This window comes from Fructilactobacillus sp. YLN 2507 (assembly GCF_059614085.1).
In genome coordinates this window covers 187452-201388 of record NZ_CM184303.1, presented here as the reverse complement: position 1 = coordinate 201388, position 13937 = coordinate 187452, and the positions used below count along the sequence as shown (strand labels likewise).

Below are 13937 nucleotides of genomic sequence, written 5' to 3'. Positions count from 1 at the left end.
ATACTAAAATAAAAATAATTGGAGGTCTTTCTCATTAATTCTGAAAGCATTACTTTAAAAACCAAATTGGCAATTTTAGCCACTGCACTACTTTCTTTTTGTGGAGTATTACTAGAAACTTCCATGAACGTTACTTTTCCCGAACTAGCAAAGTTATTTAACGTTTCTTTAGATACAATTCAATGGATTACGACTGGTTATCTGTTAGTCGTAACCATTACTATGTCAACTACCGCTTTTTTACTAAAAAAGTATCACGTTAAAAGTTTATTTTTGTTAGCAGCAACCTTTTTCATCATTGGAGATTTACTTTCGGGATTAGCCCCTAATTTTTCGATACTCTTGCTTGGTCGTTTAATTCAGGCTGGTGCCACGGGAATCTCAATGCCAATGATGTATCATGTTATTTTTACAAAAATTCCACGAAATAAAATTGGAACCTACGTGGGAATTTGTTCAATGGTAATTTCCATGGCACCTGCTTTAGGGCCAACTTATGGTGGTGCACTAGCTTCTTTAGCTTCTTGGCGTTATATTTTTGTAATTGTCCTTCCGATTGCAATCATTACCGTTATTTTAGGAACTAAAACCATTGATCTTAAACCACAAGGAATCAAAAAAAGCTTTGATTTTGTGGCTCTAATTATGATGTCCATTGCTTTTTTCATGTTTGTCTGGTCAGCAAATCAATTTGGAGTAAAAAACGCAACTGTGACAGATTGGTTATTTCCAGCTATCATTGGATTATTTAGTCTATTTAGCTTTATCTGGGTTAACCAACGTGGTAACTCCGAATTAATTTCGTTTCTACCGCTAAAAAACTTAGCGGTTATCCTAGATGCTTTTACTTACATGTCTCTTATGTTTATTAACATTGGAATTTCGTTTGTCATTCCAATTTATGCTGAAATTGTCTATGGAATCAGTCCTTTAACTGCTGGGCTAATTTTATTGCCAGGATCAATTATTGGGGGAATTACTTCTCCTATTTCTGGAATAATTTATGATCATTTTGGAGCTTTCAAACCTATCTTAACTGGGGTTTGTTTAGTTTGGTTAACAATGGTGCTCTTTAATATAACTGAGTCATGGACTACTAGTCTGTTACTTACGCTTTTATTTAGCTTACTCCGCTTTGGTATTAATCTTATGTTTTCCAATACGATTTCTAATGCTCAGGCCAACGCTCCAATGTCACAATCGGCTGACATTAGTTCAATTTTTAACATGTTACAACAATACGCTGGGTCGTTAGGAACAACCATTTTAGCATCCATGATTGCTTTTCAGCAAAACCAAGCCACTAACCACTTAGAATTCATCCAAAAAACCAAAGTTGGTGGTGATCTAGATTATTTAATCCTATTAGGCTTAGCCACAGCCATTGCCGTCGTTACTTTCTTTAACTGGCATCTCCAATCAAGAAAGAAGCAAACTAATGAAAATTAATAATGAAGCCATCAATAAAATTGCCCCTAATTTAAATCATTTAACTGATGAACAGCAGCAATTAATTAAACGTGTTGAAGCTTTTATCAAAAATCGTATCAACCATCATCATTCCATCTTCACCATTTATGGAGATTGTGGAACTGGAAAAAGTGTTATTTTAAGTCAATTATTTTTTGATTTACAACAAGCAGCCCATAATCCTAAAAATCCCCTTTATAAAACGAGAAATTACTTTTTAGTCAATCATCCCGAAGTGCTGAAAGTTTATAAACAAATTGCGGGAACAGAAGCAAATGTTTTAAAAAAGAATTTTATGCGCCCCACGTCGTTCATTAACCAAATGCAAAAACACGACGAAAAAGCTGACGTCGTCATTATTGACGAAGCCCACTTATTGTTATCTCAACCTGATCACTATAATAACTTTTACGGCGAAAATCAGCTCAAAGAAATTATTAAATTAAGTAAAGTTGTGATTGTCGTTTTTGATATGCGGCAGGTAATTCAAACAAAAAACTATTGGGATCAGAAGCGTTTAGATAAAATCTTAACCCCCTACCATCATGACAGTTATCATTTAACTCATCAATTTCGGATGACCGCCAAACCTGATTTAGTCCACTGGATCGACGAGTTTAGTAATGGAAAACTGCTTCCTATTCCAAAAGATGCTGACGATGGTTATGATTTTAGGGTTTACGATAATCCTGAGTCTATGCGACAAGCAATTGTCAAACGTAATCAAGCAGTTGGTCTTTCCCGAATTGTCTCAACTACTGGTTATCCATCTACTTTGGACGGTGGTAAACACTATATTCAAGAACGAGGTGGTTTTAAAATGCCCTGGGATCAATATAATTACACAAGTACTCCATGGGCCGAACTTTCTCAAACAATTAATGAAGTTGGTTCAATTTACACTTGTCAGGGTTTTGATTTAAACTACGTCGGTTTAATTCTAGGTCCTCCGATTTATCTTGACTCTCATGATCATAAAATCAAAGTCGATTTGAGCAAACAAACTAATACCGAATCAATCAAACGCCGTAAGGATGTTCAAAACTTAGTGGAATTTCAAAAAATGCAACGCCAAATTATTTTAAATTCTGTGAATGTTTTAATGAAACGCGGAGTTTATGGAACATATATTTATGCTCATGATCCGCTACTTCGAAAAGCACTTTTAACTAGTTTTGCTAAAACTAAAAAATAAAAAAGTTCTGCATCAAATGCAGAACTTTTTTTAAACGTCACTATCTAATTTATTGTAGTATTCAACTTCAATGGTTTCTGGCAAAATCCGTAACTTAGTAATACTACCATTTTTAGCTGCTTGACCTTGATCAAGTTCGGGTGCATAACGATCAACAATTGAACGAATTGTCATTCCATGAGAAACAATTAAAATAACTTCATCATCCTTAGTGTTTTCACGAATTCGGTCAAACCCACGATCAAGCCGGTTCCAAAATTGTTCATTATTTTCCGCATTATTGTATAAATCAGCTTTCGCAATCAAATCCCGTGCACGTTCGAGCCCAAAGTTATCTAAAACACCCGCTTCATTGGTAATTTTCACTTGTTCACCAACAAATTGCCACATTTGTTCAAGATTCTCTCCTTCAAAATAACCATGAAATTGTTCTCGCAATTCAGGAAACTGGTAGGTAATAATGTTAATTCCATTTGGATTTTTCTTTAAAATTTGGCGTCCTGTTTCAATTGCACGTCCTGAATCACTAGTAAAAGCCGCATCAAAATTAATTTTAGCTAAGCGATCTCCAGCATCTTTAGCATCTTGAATCCCTTTTGCAGTCAAGGGTGAATCAATCCATCCTTGAACCTTGTTATATAAGTTCATGTACGTTTGTCCGTGACGAACTAAGTATGCAGTAACAGCCATAATAATCTCCTATTTGTGTCTTTTGTTAAAAATCATTAATTGTAATAAAACACCAATCATTCCAAGGATTGTTATTCCTAAACCTATTTTAAGTCCTGGCGTGTGGTAAGTAAATTGTAATTTATGTTTACCAGTAGTTAATTTAATTCCAGTTAATCCATTTAACACTTTATGAACCTGAATGGGTTTCCCATTTTCTGTAATTTGCCAACCTTTGTCATATGGAATGCTAATTATAACTTGGGGCCGATTTTTCGTCGTGGTAATATTTCCACTAAAATGATTTCCCTGATATTTAAGTCTTTCAGGCTGTGGAACCATTAACCGATATGGCTTAGTATCCTGAACAAACTGGTTAAATGCAAGCTCATTAAAACCGGCAAATAGTTGTTTCATTTCTAAAATTCGACTATTACTAGTAAAACTAACTTTAATTTCCTGACCCTTTTTAAACTTACCTAGTTCAATAATTTCAGCTCCAAGTTGGTGATAATCTGTAGCAAGTTTTTTGCCATTTACTCTTACATCAAGTTCTTGATTAGGACTAGTCGTGGTTAAATCCATGTATTGAATTCCACTAATTTTGGGAGTCATAGTTACGGTATAACGATAATTATCCCGATTAGCTTTGACCAAAACCCCATTAATTTGATTAGCTACAAAATAATTATCGTTTGTATGACTTTCTTTTTGCACCAAGGTATTCAAATTTTTGAAAATTTCATTTTTATGATAGTGCACTTGCTTAATTTGATTAGGAACAGCATAACCTAAGCTTGCGTTAGCATTATTTTTCGTAGTTTTTACTTGCCTATTTGTACCAATCTTAATTTGTTGATTAATTCCCAATAATTGATCAGTAACTGGAGTTGAGCCATTAGAACTAATTCGTCGTTCATTTCGACTATATAACCCTATGTTTGCTAGCGCATCGTGAGTATTAACATTCAAGGATGAAGTATAACTGTTTACGCCAAAAAATTCATACAATAAAGAATCATTATATTGATTATAGTTAATGTTAAAACTATTACTATACAATTGATTATTTACTTTTGTTCGACTAAAGTACGGTTGTTTTGCGGTTTTTTGTTTAATAATTTTAGCCGACTGATTATAGGCCTGCTTAAACTTAGCTTGATTCCCATACTCTTGAGTACCACCAAGTGCCATCCACAAGTTAGTCCCCATTTCTAAACAAACTAAGACCAGCAATAACCACCACATTCGTTTTCCGTAACGATTAGCTAATAAAATTACTCCTATGGTTGCCAAGATAAATAATAAAGCTGGAATTAAGTACCAATAATTAGCAACGTAAAATGGCGTATGAAAATGATATCGTTTAGCGGTAATAATTTCTAATATGGCTGAGCCATACCCAATTATAACTAAGCCAGCTAAAATTAAACCAGCTTTAATTACCAAAAGATTATCTTTAAAGCTACCATCTAGCCAAGCTTGATACCCAAACACAATCATGACAAAGCTTAACATGTAAACTTCTCTAAATGGGAATCCAGCGGGCATTTGAAACATATGCCATATCGTATCAGTTGTGGTAATTAACATTCCCAAGAAAATAGCACCAACTAGCCAAAATGAAGCCTTACGTTCTCGGGAGTTGGTGATTTTTGAAAGCCAAAATACCAATAATCCCATCGCAAAGAAACTTCCAATGAACAACGATGGTTCATGATCAAGGCGTCCCACAAAGTTGGTAGCCCCTACTCCCAAACTAACAAATGCTGACGGTAAAAAACGAAGCATCGGAAAGAAATTCCATAAATTAATGCTGCTTTTTCCGGTAGAAAGCATTCCAATAATGGTTGGAATTAACATAAACCCAGATAACATTGCAGCTAAAATTGAACTTATCACATACTTAATGGTTAGCGTTTTATGTTCGACAATATATTTCCAAAATCCAACATTTACCGGTCGATTCAGTATGACTAAATATACAAAATAAATGACTGAATAAATGCACATCATGTAACCCATATAGTAGTTCAAGACAATCATTGCAAATAATGCAATTACATAACCGCCCCACTTTCCCTTATAAAAAAGGCGTTCAATTCCTAAGGTAACTAATGGCAACATCATCAGAGCTTCAAGCCACATGAAGTCATAAAAGTACATGGCCACAAACCCACAAAGACCATATGTGACAGATGCAATGATTTGCATCATGTCTTGACGTCGATATTTAACTTTCAAAAACCACGCCATTGAAAGACTAATTAAACCGATTTTAAAAATAATAATTGCTTCCATTAAGACTGGTACATCTGCAGCCTTTACTAAAACAACTAAAAGATTCAATGGACTCATTAAGTAGTACGTAAAAATAGGAATAGTATTATCTCCAAGGGATAACATGAATGAGTACATACTTAAGGAATGGTTTAATAATTGACTCCGTAAAAATTCAAAAAATGGTAAATATTGTGTTGCTAAATCACTAACTAAAATGTTATTAGGTCCAAAGGGGGCAATTCCACGAAATCCTAATGCTGCGACAACTACTAGAATTGGTAATAATAATGCTGCTAAATAATATTTAAACTGTTGCAAGAATTTATTCATAATTAAAGCGATCTACTTTCTTAACTTTGAATTTGATTATAGTTTAATTTTACTATACAAAATTATAAAATTCATTAAACCTTTTTAAAATCACCAGTGTGGTATAATTAAGAACGTATTAAGAACTTTTAGGAGGATATTTTTATGTTTAGTTCAGAAAGAAAATTTGATCCATTTACTTTAGTAATTGGAATCTTATTTGCTGCAATGTCAGTAATTATTGCTCGTAATCCTGTTGGTTCATTAAAAACTTTAATTTTCATTATTGCTTTTGCTTTAATTGCCGAAGGAATTTTTAAACTTTTTGATGTTTCTATGATTGATAAAACCCTTGGTTTAAATCCAGGTTGGTTAATCCTTAGTGCTGTTATTGACATCATTTTAGGTGGCCTAATCTTATTTAAGCCAGAAATTGGTGCAGCTTACATTTGGATTATGTTAGCTCTTTGGTTTATCTTTGATTCTTTATTTGAACTTTGGTTCAGCCGTTACATCCGTAAAGAAAGTAAGGGATACTTTTGGTTCAACGTTATTCTTGGGGTAATTGGTGTATTTCTTGGAATTGTCCTATTATTAAATCCTGGAATGGCAGTTAGCGTTGGTTTATTCTTAGTTTCATTTTACTTTATGTTTTTCGGTATTTTACTTATTGTTCGCTCATTCTAATTTATTAGAATTAATTAAGACGTGGAATTTTTTCCACGTCTTTTTTTATGCTAGAATTACAAAAAAGGAGATCCTAATTATGAAATATGCTGTAACTGCGGCAACTGGGCATTTTGGTGAAAGAGTTGTCTTAAAATTACTTAGTCTTGTATCATTTAACGACATCGTAGTTATTGCCCGCGATATTGAAAAAGCCAAACAAATGTATCCAACTGCCGTCGAAATTCGACAAGGGAATTATAACGACGAAAAAATGATGGAAAAGTCTTTTGCAGGAATCGATCGTGTTTTATTCGTCTCTTCACAACCAAGTGAACAGCATCCTCGCATTGTTCAACACAAAAATGTTGTAACAGCTGCCGCTAATGCCGGGGTGAAATATTTGGCTTATACCAGCTTCCCCCATGCTAATACTAATAAAACTCCGTTAGCTGAAGATCACCGTGCAACCGAACAGATGATTATTGATGCTCGAATTCCTCATTCATTTTTACGAAATAATTGGTACTTAGAAAACGAAACGCCTGAAATAAAAACTGCTATAACTGGAGAATCCTTCCTGTATGCTACTGGTGAAGAAACAGTCGGCTGGGCTCAAGAAATTTATTATGCTGAAGCAGCTGCCAAAGTAATGACTATGTTAGAGCACGATCCACTCGAAGTTTATGAATTTCATGGTGCCCAACATACTTATAAGGAGCTAGCAAAAGCCATTAAAGAAGCTACTGGGAAAAACTTCCCCGTTCAATCAGTTGATTTAAAACAATATCAAACGGAATTAAAAAAGGAGCATCTTAATGCTGCTCAAATTAACTTTAAAGTAGCCATGCAAAAACTAATTGCTAGTGGTGCTCTAAACGAACGAGTTGCAAAAAAAGATGTGGCTTTTGGGATGACCCATGAGCAAATTTTAAAAAACAACGTTAATAATGAAAATGCTTTAGAAACTGTTTTGGGGATTCCTTTACCTAGTCTCTCAGCACAAATTGAGAATTTATTAGCTGATAAACCAAAATATTTAATTTAAAGAATACAAAAAGAACTTGCTGGATTGAAAAAACAATTTAGCGAGCTCTTTTTTAGTATAAATTATAGTTAATCATTTTTCATAATGTTATTTATTTAACTTTTCGTAATGTTGGTAGCCTAATAACGCCACACTAGCAAAAATAATTGGTCCAACAATCATCCAAATTGTGTTCATTGTTTGTCCTTGTAACACAGGGGCAATTAACGTAAAAATAATAGCTAAACCAACCGTCAATAAAACAACTACAGATGCTACCTTAGCAGAACGTTTCGTTTTAAAAAACGTAAAGGGCCGAACAACATCATCTTTCTTTCTAAATTGTAAATACGCATAAGCAATGAATAAATATGGTAACGACATCGCCACATTTGTCATTGAAATTACAATTTGAAAGAAAATTTTGGCATTTTTACCACCAAATGAAACTAAAAGAATAAAAGCAATCACTAGTAAGGCTTGAATTTTCATTGCATTAACTGGTAAATCATGTTTAGTTTTACGAATTACTTTTGGCCAAAGCTTTTCCGGAGTTCCTTCAACTAGTTGTTTAATTGGGGAAAAAATAACCGTCGTAAAGGCTCCAATTAAGGCAAGAAACATAGAAAAACCAATGTAACGAGCCGTCCAAAGTCCCATTTCAAGGGCAACGTGATGTGAAAAGTGGAGTGCTAAGCCCAACTGATACCCAAAGTTATTCATGGCGATGAAAGCTTCGTTTCCAAGGTTAACATGTGAACCATTAGCAGCATTGAAAACTTGATCCCAGTTAGTAAACATCCCTGTCACAAATATTCCTAAACAATAAACTAACGTAATCATAATGGCACTGATTGTAACTCCACGAGGAAACGTTTTTTGGGGATTTTTCGTTTGATCAACCAATCCGCTAATAATCTCAATCCCTCCAAATGCAAAGACCGCAAAAACTGAGAAACTTAGAGTACCAATCATACTAGCATATTGAGGATCCGGTGATTTAAAAAAACTAGCAAAACTTAGTGGTTGTAAAGGATGGCCATTCAAAATTAAAATAAACGTTCCCCCAACAATTAAAATAAAACTTGCCAATAACATTGCTGAACCACCAATTGAAGTAATTAATTTAAACTTACTTAAACCACGACTTGCAACAAAAGTAATCACAATAACCAACAAGGAAGCTAAAATTCCCAGCGTTTGAACATCGCTAAGTCCGAACAAATGCCACGTTTGCGTCTTATCAACCCCAAAAATAGCCGTTGAAATAGGAATCCAAATAATTGAACTAGTATTTAACATCCAAGCAATGAATGATGTATACCACATCACAATCCCAACAAATGCATATTTTGGGTTAACTGCTTTAGCCATCCAAGTATAAATTCCACCTTTTGCATTTGGAAAAGCAGAACCCATTTCTGCTACCATAAAGGCGAATGGTAAAAAGAAACAAAGTGCAGCAATCACATACCAAATAATAGCTGCATATCCCATTAAATAGAAAGCTCGGGGAATATTTACAAAATTAAAAATGGAAGTAAAGACCATTAAAACAAGGGAAATCAAAGTTAATTGACGTTTTTTCATGATGTTAGGTTTCCTCTCAAAGGGTGCATATCAAATTACATTTTTTGTTATTTAAATTCCGCCTTAGAATTCTTTTCTATCTCACGTAAATATTTGGCCATCTCAGCATCAGTTCTAAAGCCAGTTTCATTTCCACGTTCAATCACTCGATGCATGGGAACAGCTAACCACACTGGACAAAATTTCATGGCCTGAGCAACCATTGTAACTGACAGATACAACTCATCAGCCAAATCAACTAATTTAAAAGTTTCACCATAAGGAATTTGCATAATTCGATTCCAAATCACTGCTTGTTGAGATGTTCCATTAATATCAATTTCGAAGCCGAAATGATCTTGTTTTCCTTTAAGATATTTCTTTAAAGTTTTTCGATAGTAATCCGTTTCGCGGTGAACATGTACATATTCAAATTGAGTTAAGGGATAAAACTCTAAAATTTGTGAAACACCCATCTCTGGTGAACTCACAAAATTCAACCCTTGACGAGTAACCGTATAAAAAACTTTCCGTCCATTAACGTTAACAGCATCCCAATAAATTCTTTGCATGTATACAAATTCCCCCTTTTTATTACAGATAACACTTATTTTAACATATTTTTTAATAATTTAAAAAACGTTTCAGTACCTAAGAATTCTACAACAAAAAATCCTTAATTCTCTGAAATCTAGAATTAAGGATTCTACCTATTGCTTTTTGAGCAACTTTCGTCGTTTAAAAACATAATAACAAACGATGATGCCATATAAGAAATAAATTATTAACGTGATTACTGCCAAAATAATTACTAAAGGGGTTGTATTTTTTTGAATAAAATAAACCGCAATTAAAACCACAAATAAAGGCGTAATTACAAAATTAGCAAACTTGCGCAATTTTAATAATTTTTCATCAATTTCTTCAACTGTCATGACTTAGCCCCCTAATCACTGGAATAATTTAAAGCGAGTTTCATCCGCAATAAAATCCTTATTCTTAGTAGTTCCTGCAATTGATCCAAAGTTCATTTCAGCACGTAATTGCCAGCTACTAGGAAGTTTAAATTTAGCTTTAACGGATGAACTAATCAACGGATTGTAATGTTGAATATTAACTCCTAAGCCATTTTCTTCTAAACCAGTCCAGACCGCAAATTGGGCATTTCCCTGCGCTTGTTCTGACCAGTTATATTCGTCATATTGGTAGGTCGCAATTTTAGGGTTATTAGCATAAGCTTGCACAATATCCATATCGGTAAAAAACAGGATGGAACCAAATGACCTCTTAAAGGTGGTTATTTTTGCCTTAGTTCGTAAAAAGGCATCTGGTTCAACCTGTTCTTTGAGAATTTCAGCCGTTAAATCCCAAAGCTGGTCATGCTTTTCATTAAATAGAACTACTGCTCTAACGGGCTGACTATTAAACGCTGACGGCGTATAACGGATAATTTCTTTAATGTATTCATATAGTTCAGTTTGAGGAATGTCCACTGCTTTGCCTAAATCATAAATTGTACGACGGTGTTTCATTAAATCTAATAATTGTGTGTTCATGATAACCTCTTATTGAATTTGATTTTTGGTTTTTCCAGTGGTAATTGCATCATTAAAATTGGCAAAACTAATTCGAATCATATCTTCAGTAGCAGGTTTAGTAAAGTAACCCATATGTGGAGTAATAATAACGTTAGGGTAATGACGCATCAATGCTAACAAATCAGGATCTGAAAAATCATCTAAGCTATCAAATTGTTTACCATTAATCTTGCTGTTGCTAATCACATCTGCTGCATAACCCATCAAATTCCCGCTTTCAAGGCTACTCGTAACTGCATTGATATCGACTAATGGTCCACGAGCAGTGTTTACTAAAATTGCACCTGGTTTCATGCTCTCAATTTCAGTTGCTCCAATCATCATATCATTTACGCCGGGAATGTAAGGAACATGCACTGAAACAATATCAGCTTGTTTTAGCAAAGTCTTTTCATCAACAAACTTAACTTCAGGATTATAATTGGGATGGCGTTGATAGCCCAAAACTTTTGCACCTAAAGCATGATAAAGATGAGCTTCTGCTGATCCAATATGTCCAACTCCAATAATTCCAACGGTTAAATCACTAATTTCTGGTGCAAAGTAACTAGGTAAAATGCGAAAATCACCTTCGTGTGTATCAACCGTTGCAGCTGAAACATGGCGCATCAAATCTAGTCCCATCGTCATCGCTAATTCAGCTACTGAATAAGGTGAATAACTCGGAACGCGTGCAACCATAATTCCAGCAGTAGCAGCTGCTTCTAAATCTAAATTGTCATAGCCAATGAACCGGGTAAAACAATATTTTACCCCTGCTTCCTTTAAAGCCTTCATAACCTCTGCATTGGCATCCGTTGCTCCATCAATCAAAACTCCGATCGACCCAGTAGCGGTTTCAATATTATTTAATGAAAGGGGAGCCGCCACTAATTGAAGGTTAAAATTGTATTGGTTTAAATCACGATACAATGGCTTTTCAAAATCTTTAACACTGTATACTGTAATTTTATTCATATTTATGCCTCCTATCGTTCGACTGGGTGCACTGGTTTTCCTGTTTTAATGGTACTTTCAAAGTTCTCAAAGCTTGTACTAATCATGTCCGTAACCGCTGGAATTGTAAAGAATCCCATATGAGGTGTCACAATCACATTAGGGTAACTTTTCATTAAGTCTTTGTCAATTTGGTTTGGAACATTATCTAAAGTATTAAATTGTTTATCCATCACTTGTTGTTCATCAAGGAGCACATCAGTCCCATAACCACCAATTTTAAAATCTCGAACCGCTTGAGCAACTGCTTCATTATCCACAACTGGTCCTCGAGCAGTGTTTACCAAAATTGCTGATTCTTTCATTTTTGCTAATTCAGGGGCTCCAATTAAATTGTCAGTTTTCCCTGGAATATAAGGAACGTGAATTGAAACAATATCAGCTTGTTTTAGCAAGGTATCTAAATCGACAAACTCAACCGCATCATTGCCTGAATCTGGATGACGTTGAAATGCTAATGTTTTAGCTCCAAGCGCTTTATACAATTTAGCTTCAGCCGTTCCAATACTACCCGCCCCAATAATTCCAACTGTAGCATTATGAATTTCATTGGCAAAGTATTCTGGTAAAATCCGAAAATCCCCCATATGCGTGTTGTAAGTAGCTGGAGCAACATGACGGAATAGTGTCATTCCCAAAATAAAGGCTAATTCAGCCACAGCTCGTGGTGAATAATTGGGCACATTGGCAACCTTAATTCCTAGTCTATCAACCGCATCAAAGTCGTACCGATCAACTCCTACTGAACGTGTATAAACTAATTTAATCCCATAACTAGCAAATTTTTCTAAGACATCTTTACCAGTATCGTCGCCACCACTAACCAACACAGCATCCGATCCTTTTGCCTGATCTACATTATCAGGTGTTAAATGATCTGTAACTAAGTTTAATTCAAAGTCATCTTTATTTAATTTTTTAAAAAGTGGGATTTCAACATCCCGTACACTATAAACCGTAATTTTAAACATCGTTAAATCCCCTATTTTTCTAATTTATCTCAATTATAGGTTAGATTTAGGACTGTTAGCAAGAATTAGAAACTAGGAATATACATTATAATTTATTTGTTAATCCACTTAAGGAATAATATTTTTAATTACTGGAACCTTTTTAATAATGTAAACGGTAAGGCCACAAAGAACATATGTAAAAATTGGCATAATAATAATATCAATCCAACTACCAAATTGAGTATTAGTGATTTTCATAAATAATTTTATAAAAAATGGATGAAGAATATAGGTTCCTAAACTAAGAGAAGATAAAACTGCTAAACATTTCTGCAATTTCCTATTTTCAAAAATATGATAGTTTTCAACCACTTTTTTAATTACAATGTAAAATCCGATAGCATAGAAAAAGTTTAACGGGCCAGCATATTCACCTAAATTATAAATTAATGGATTCTTTATTTGAAATCTAAAAAATGCAATTATTATGATAATAACCAATGATAAAATTCCCAGTATTATCAATATTTTAGTATGTAATTTACTAAAATATCCAATTTTAATTAAATATCCCATAATATAAAAACCGATATATGAATTAGCTGTGCTAGCTAAAACATATGTAGTAACATCCCAATGTAACCAGTTATTGTTGAGATACATAAAACAAAAGTTAATCGCAAAATCCAAACAAACTATATAAAACAAAACATTTAAATGATTTTTACAAAGAACCGAAATAATTGGTGTAACCGCATATAATGAAATAATTAAATAAAAAAACCAAAATGATCCATTTATATGTTCAGTGAAAAAAGCCATTATGAATGAATAAAAACTGAGCTTATCAATTTTATCATTAACCACTGGAAGCGGCGTTTTAACCATAAAATCAATAAAATAAAAAATAACACTCCATAAAATTAACGGAAAAACCACTCGCTTAATTCTTTTAATAATAAACTTTTTCGTGGAATACTTATCTCGATAATTTAATAAAGTTGCACCTGAATTCATCAAAAATAAAAATACAGCGATTGCAGCAACTCCTCTTATAATATTGTCAAAAATACCCAGTGCTGAATTAACTGAATGCCAAGATGAATGAATTAACAAAACCAAAATTATAGCAATTATATTAGTTACATCAATGTAAGTTAATCTTTTTTTCATGGTTACTCCCAAAATAATATATTAATTAA

At 33.8% G+C, this 13937-nt stretch carries 13 protein-coding genes; 4 read left to right on the top strand and 9 right to left on the bottom strand.

Annotated features, from left to right (window positions below; genetic code table 11):
• Positions 1-18: 18 nt before the first annotated feature.
• Together AC0GLY_RS00895 and AC0GLY_RS00890 are read left to right on the top strand one after the other, a co-directional pair.
• Entirely contained in the window at positions 19-1449 is a 1431-nt protein-coding gene (locus tag AC0GLY_RS00895; RefSeq protein WP_496611708.1) for an MFS transporter, read from the top strand.
• Entirely contained in the window at positions 1439-2665 is a 1227-nt protein-coding gene (locus AC0GLY_RS00890; RefSeq protein WP_496611707.1) for a DUF2075 domain-containing protein, read from the top strand. Before AC0GLY_RS00895 ends, AC0GLY_RS00890 begins: the two co-directional genes overlap by 11 nt.
• Positions 2666-2695: 30 nt before the next feature.
• Here AC0GLY_RS00890 and AC0GLY_RS00885 read toward each other — a convergent pair whose 3' ends face one another.
• Together AC0GLY_RS00885 and AC0GLY_RS00880 are read right to left on the bottom strand one after the other, a co-directional pair.
• Complete coding sequence (locus AC0GLY_RS00885) at positions 2696-3355, bottom strand: histidine phosphatase family protein (protein ID WP_496611706.1); 660 nt, start codon at positions 3353-3355, stop codon at positions 2696-2698.
• A 9-nt stretch (positions 3356-3364) separates the two neighbouring features.
• A complete protein-coding gene (locus AC0GLY_RS00880; RefSeq protein WP_496611704.1) occupies positions 3365-5947 on the bottom strand; it encodes a YfhO family protein in 2583 nt (860 codons plus the stop codon).
• Between the two features lie 144 nt (positions 5948-6091).
• Between AC0GLY_RS00880 and AC0GLY_RS00875 the strand changes: the two genes are divergently transcribed.
• Positions 6092-6613, top strand: coding sequence for an HdeD family acid-resistance protein (locus tag AC0GLY_RS00875; RefSeq protein WP_496611703.1), 522 nt, complete (start codon positions 6092-6094; stop codon positions 6611-6613).
• A gap of 79 nt (positions 6614-6692) precedes the next feature.
• Positions 6693-7640, top strand: a complete 948-nt coding sequence (locus tag AC0GLY_RS00870) for an NmrA family NAD(P)-binding protein (RefSeq protein WP_496611701.1) — start codon at positions 6693-6695, stop codon at positions 7638-7640.
• 87 nt (positions 7641-7727) lie between these two features.
• Here the strand turns inward: AC0GLY_RS00870 and yjeM are convergent, their stop codons facing one another.
• The 7 genes from yjeM to AC0GLY_RS00835 all read right to left on the bottom strand — a co-directional run bounded on the left by yjeM (position 7728) and on the right by AC0GLY_RS00835 (position 13908).
• Entirely contained in the window at positions 7728-9209 is a 1482-nt protein-coding gene (gene yjeM / locus AC0GLY_RS00865; RefSeq protein ID WP_496611700.1) for a glutamate/gamma-aminobutyrate family transporter YjeM, read from the bottom strand.
• Between the two features lie 47 nt (positions 9210-9256).
• Positions 9257-9760, bottom strand: a complete 504-nt coding sequence (locus AC0GLY_RS00860) for an MGMT family protein (protein ID WP_496611699.1) — start codon at positions 9758-9760, stop codon at positions 9257-9259.
• A 138-nt stretch (positions 9761-9898) separates the two neighbouring features.
• Entirely contained in the window at positions 9899-10123 is a 225-nt protein-coding gene (locus tag AC0GLY_RS00855; RefSeq protein ID WP_496611698.1) for a hypothetical protein, read from the bottom strand.
• Between the two features lie 15 nt (positions 10124-10138).
• A complete protein-coding gene (locus tag AC0GLY_RS00850; protein ID WP_496611697.1) occupies positions 10139-10744 on the bottom strand; it encodes a nitroreductase family protein in 606 nt (201 codons plus the stop codon).
• A 9-nt stretch (positions 10745-10753) separates the two neighbouring features.
• The gene (locus tag AC0GLY_RS00845; protein WP_496611696.1) at positions 10754-11743 is read right to left on the bottom strand and encodes an NAD(P)-dependent oxidoreductase; all 990 of its coding nucleotides are present in this window, start codon (positions 11741-11743) and stop codon (positions 10754-10756) included.
• Positions 11744-11754: 11 nt separating this feature from the next.
• Positions 11755-12753: an NAD(P)-dependent oxidoreductase gene (locus tag AC0GLY_RS00840; protein ID WP_496611695.1), complete on the bottom strand. Its 999-nt coding sequence runs from the start codon at positions 12751-12753 to the stop codon at positions 11755-11757.
• A 108-nt stretch (positions 12754-12861) separates the two neighbouring features.
• Complete coding sequence (locus AC0GLY_RS00835; protein ID WP_496611693.1) at positions 12862-13908, bottom strand: acyltransferase; 1047 nt, start codon at positions 13906-13908, stop codon at positions 12862-12864.
• Between the last annotated feature and the right edge of the window lie 29 nt (positions 13909-13937).

What these genes read in the sequence shown, in the direction of transcription:
- AC0GLY_RS00890 (WP_496611707.1), top strand. Translation starts at nt 1,439, where the DNA reads ATGAAAATTAATAATGAAGCCATCAATAAAATTGCCCCTAATTTAAAT.
- AC0GLY_RS00885 (WP_496611706.1), bottom strand. Translation starts at nt 3,355, where the DNA reads ATGGCTGTTACTGCATACTTAGTTCGTCACGGACAAACGTACATGAAC.
- AC0GLY_RS00880 (WP_496611704.1), bottom strand. Translation starts at nt 5,947, where the DNA reads ATGAATAAATTCTTGCAACAGTTTAAATATTATTTAGCAGCATTATTA.
- AC0GLY_RS00875 (WP_496611703.1), top strand. Translation starts at nt 6,092, where the DNA reads ATGTTTAGTTCAGAAAGAAAATTTGATCCATTTACTTTAGTAATTGGA.
- AC0GLY_RS00870 (WP_496611701.1), top strand. Translation starts at nt 6,693, where the DNA reads ATGAAATATGCTGTAACTGCGGCAACTGGGCATTTTGGTGAAAGAGTT.
- yjeM (WP_496611700.1), bottom strand. Translation starts at nt 9,209, where the DNA reads ATGAAAAAACGTCAATTAACTTTGATTTCCCTTGTTTTAATGGTCTTT.
- AC0GLY_RS00860 (WP_496611699.1), bottom strand. Translation starts at nt 9,760, where the DNA reads ATGCAAAGAATTTATTGGGATGCTGTTAACGTTAATGGACGGAAAGTT.
- AC0GLY_RS00855 (WP_496611698.1), bottom strand. Translation starts at nt 10,123, where the DNA reads ATGACAGTTGAAGAAATTGATGAAAAATTATTAAAATTGCGCAAGTTT.
- AC0GLY_RS00850 (WP_496611697.1), bottom strand. Translation starts at nt 10,744, where the DNA reads ATGAACACACAATTATTAGATTTAATGAAACACCGTCGTACAATTTAT.
- AC0GLY_RS00845 (WP_496611696.1), bottom strand. Translation starts at nt 11,743, where the DNA reads ATGAATAAAATTACAGTATACAGTGTTAAAGATTTTGAAAAGCCATTG.
- AC0GLY_RS00840 (WP_496611695.1), bottom strand. Translation starts at nt 12,753, where the DNA reads ATGTTTAAAATTACGGTTTATAGTGTACGGGATGTTGAAATCCCACTT.
- AC0GLY_RS00835 (WP_496611693.1), bottom strand. Translation starts at nt 13,908, where the DNA reads ATGAAAAAAAGATTAACTTACATTGATGTAACTAATATAATTGCTATA.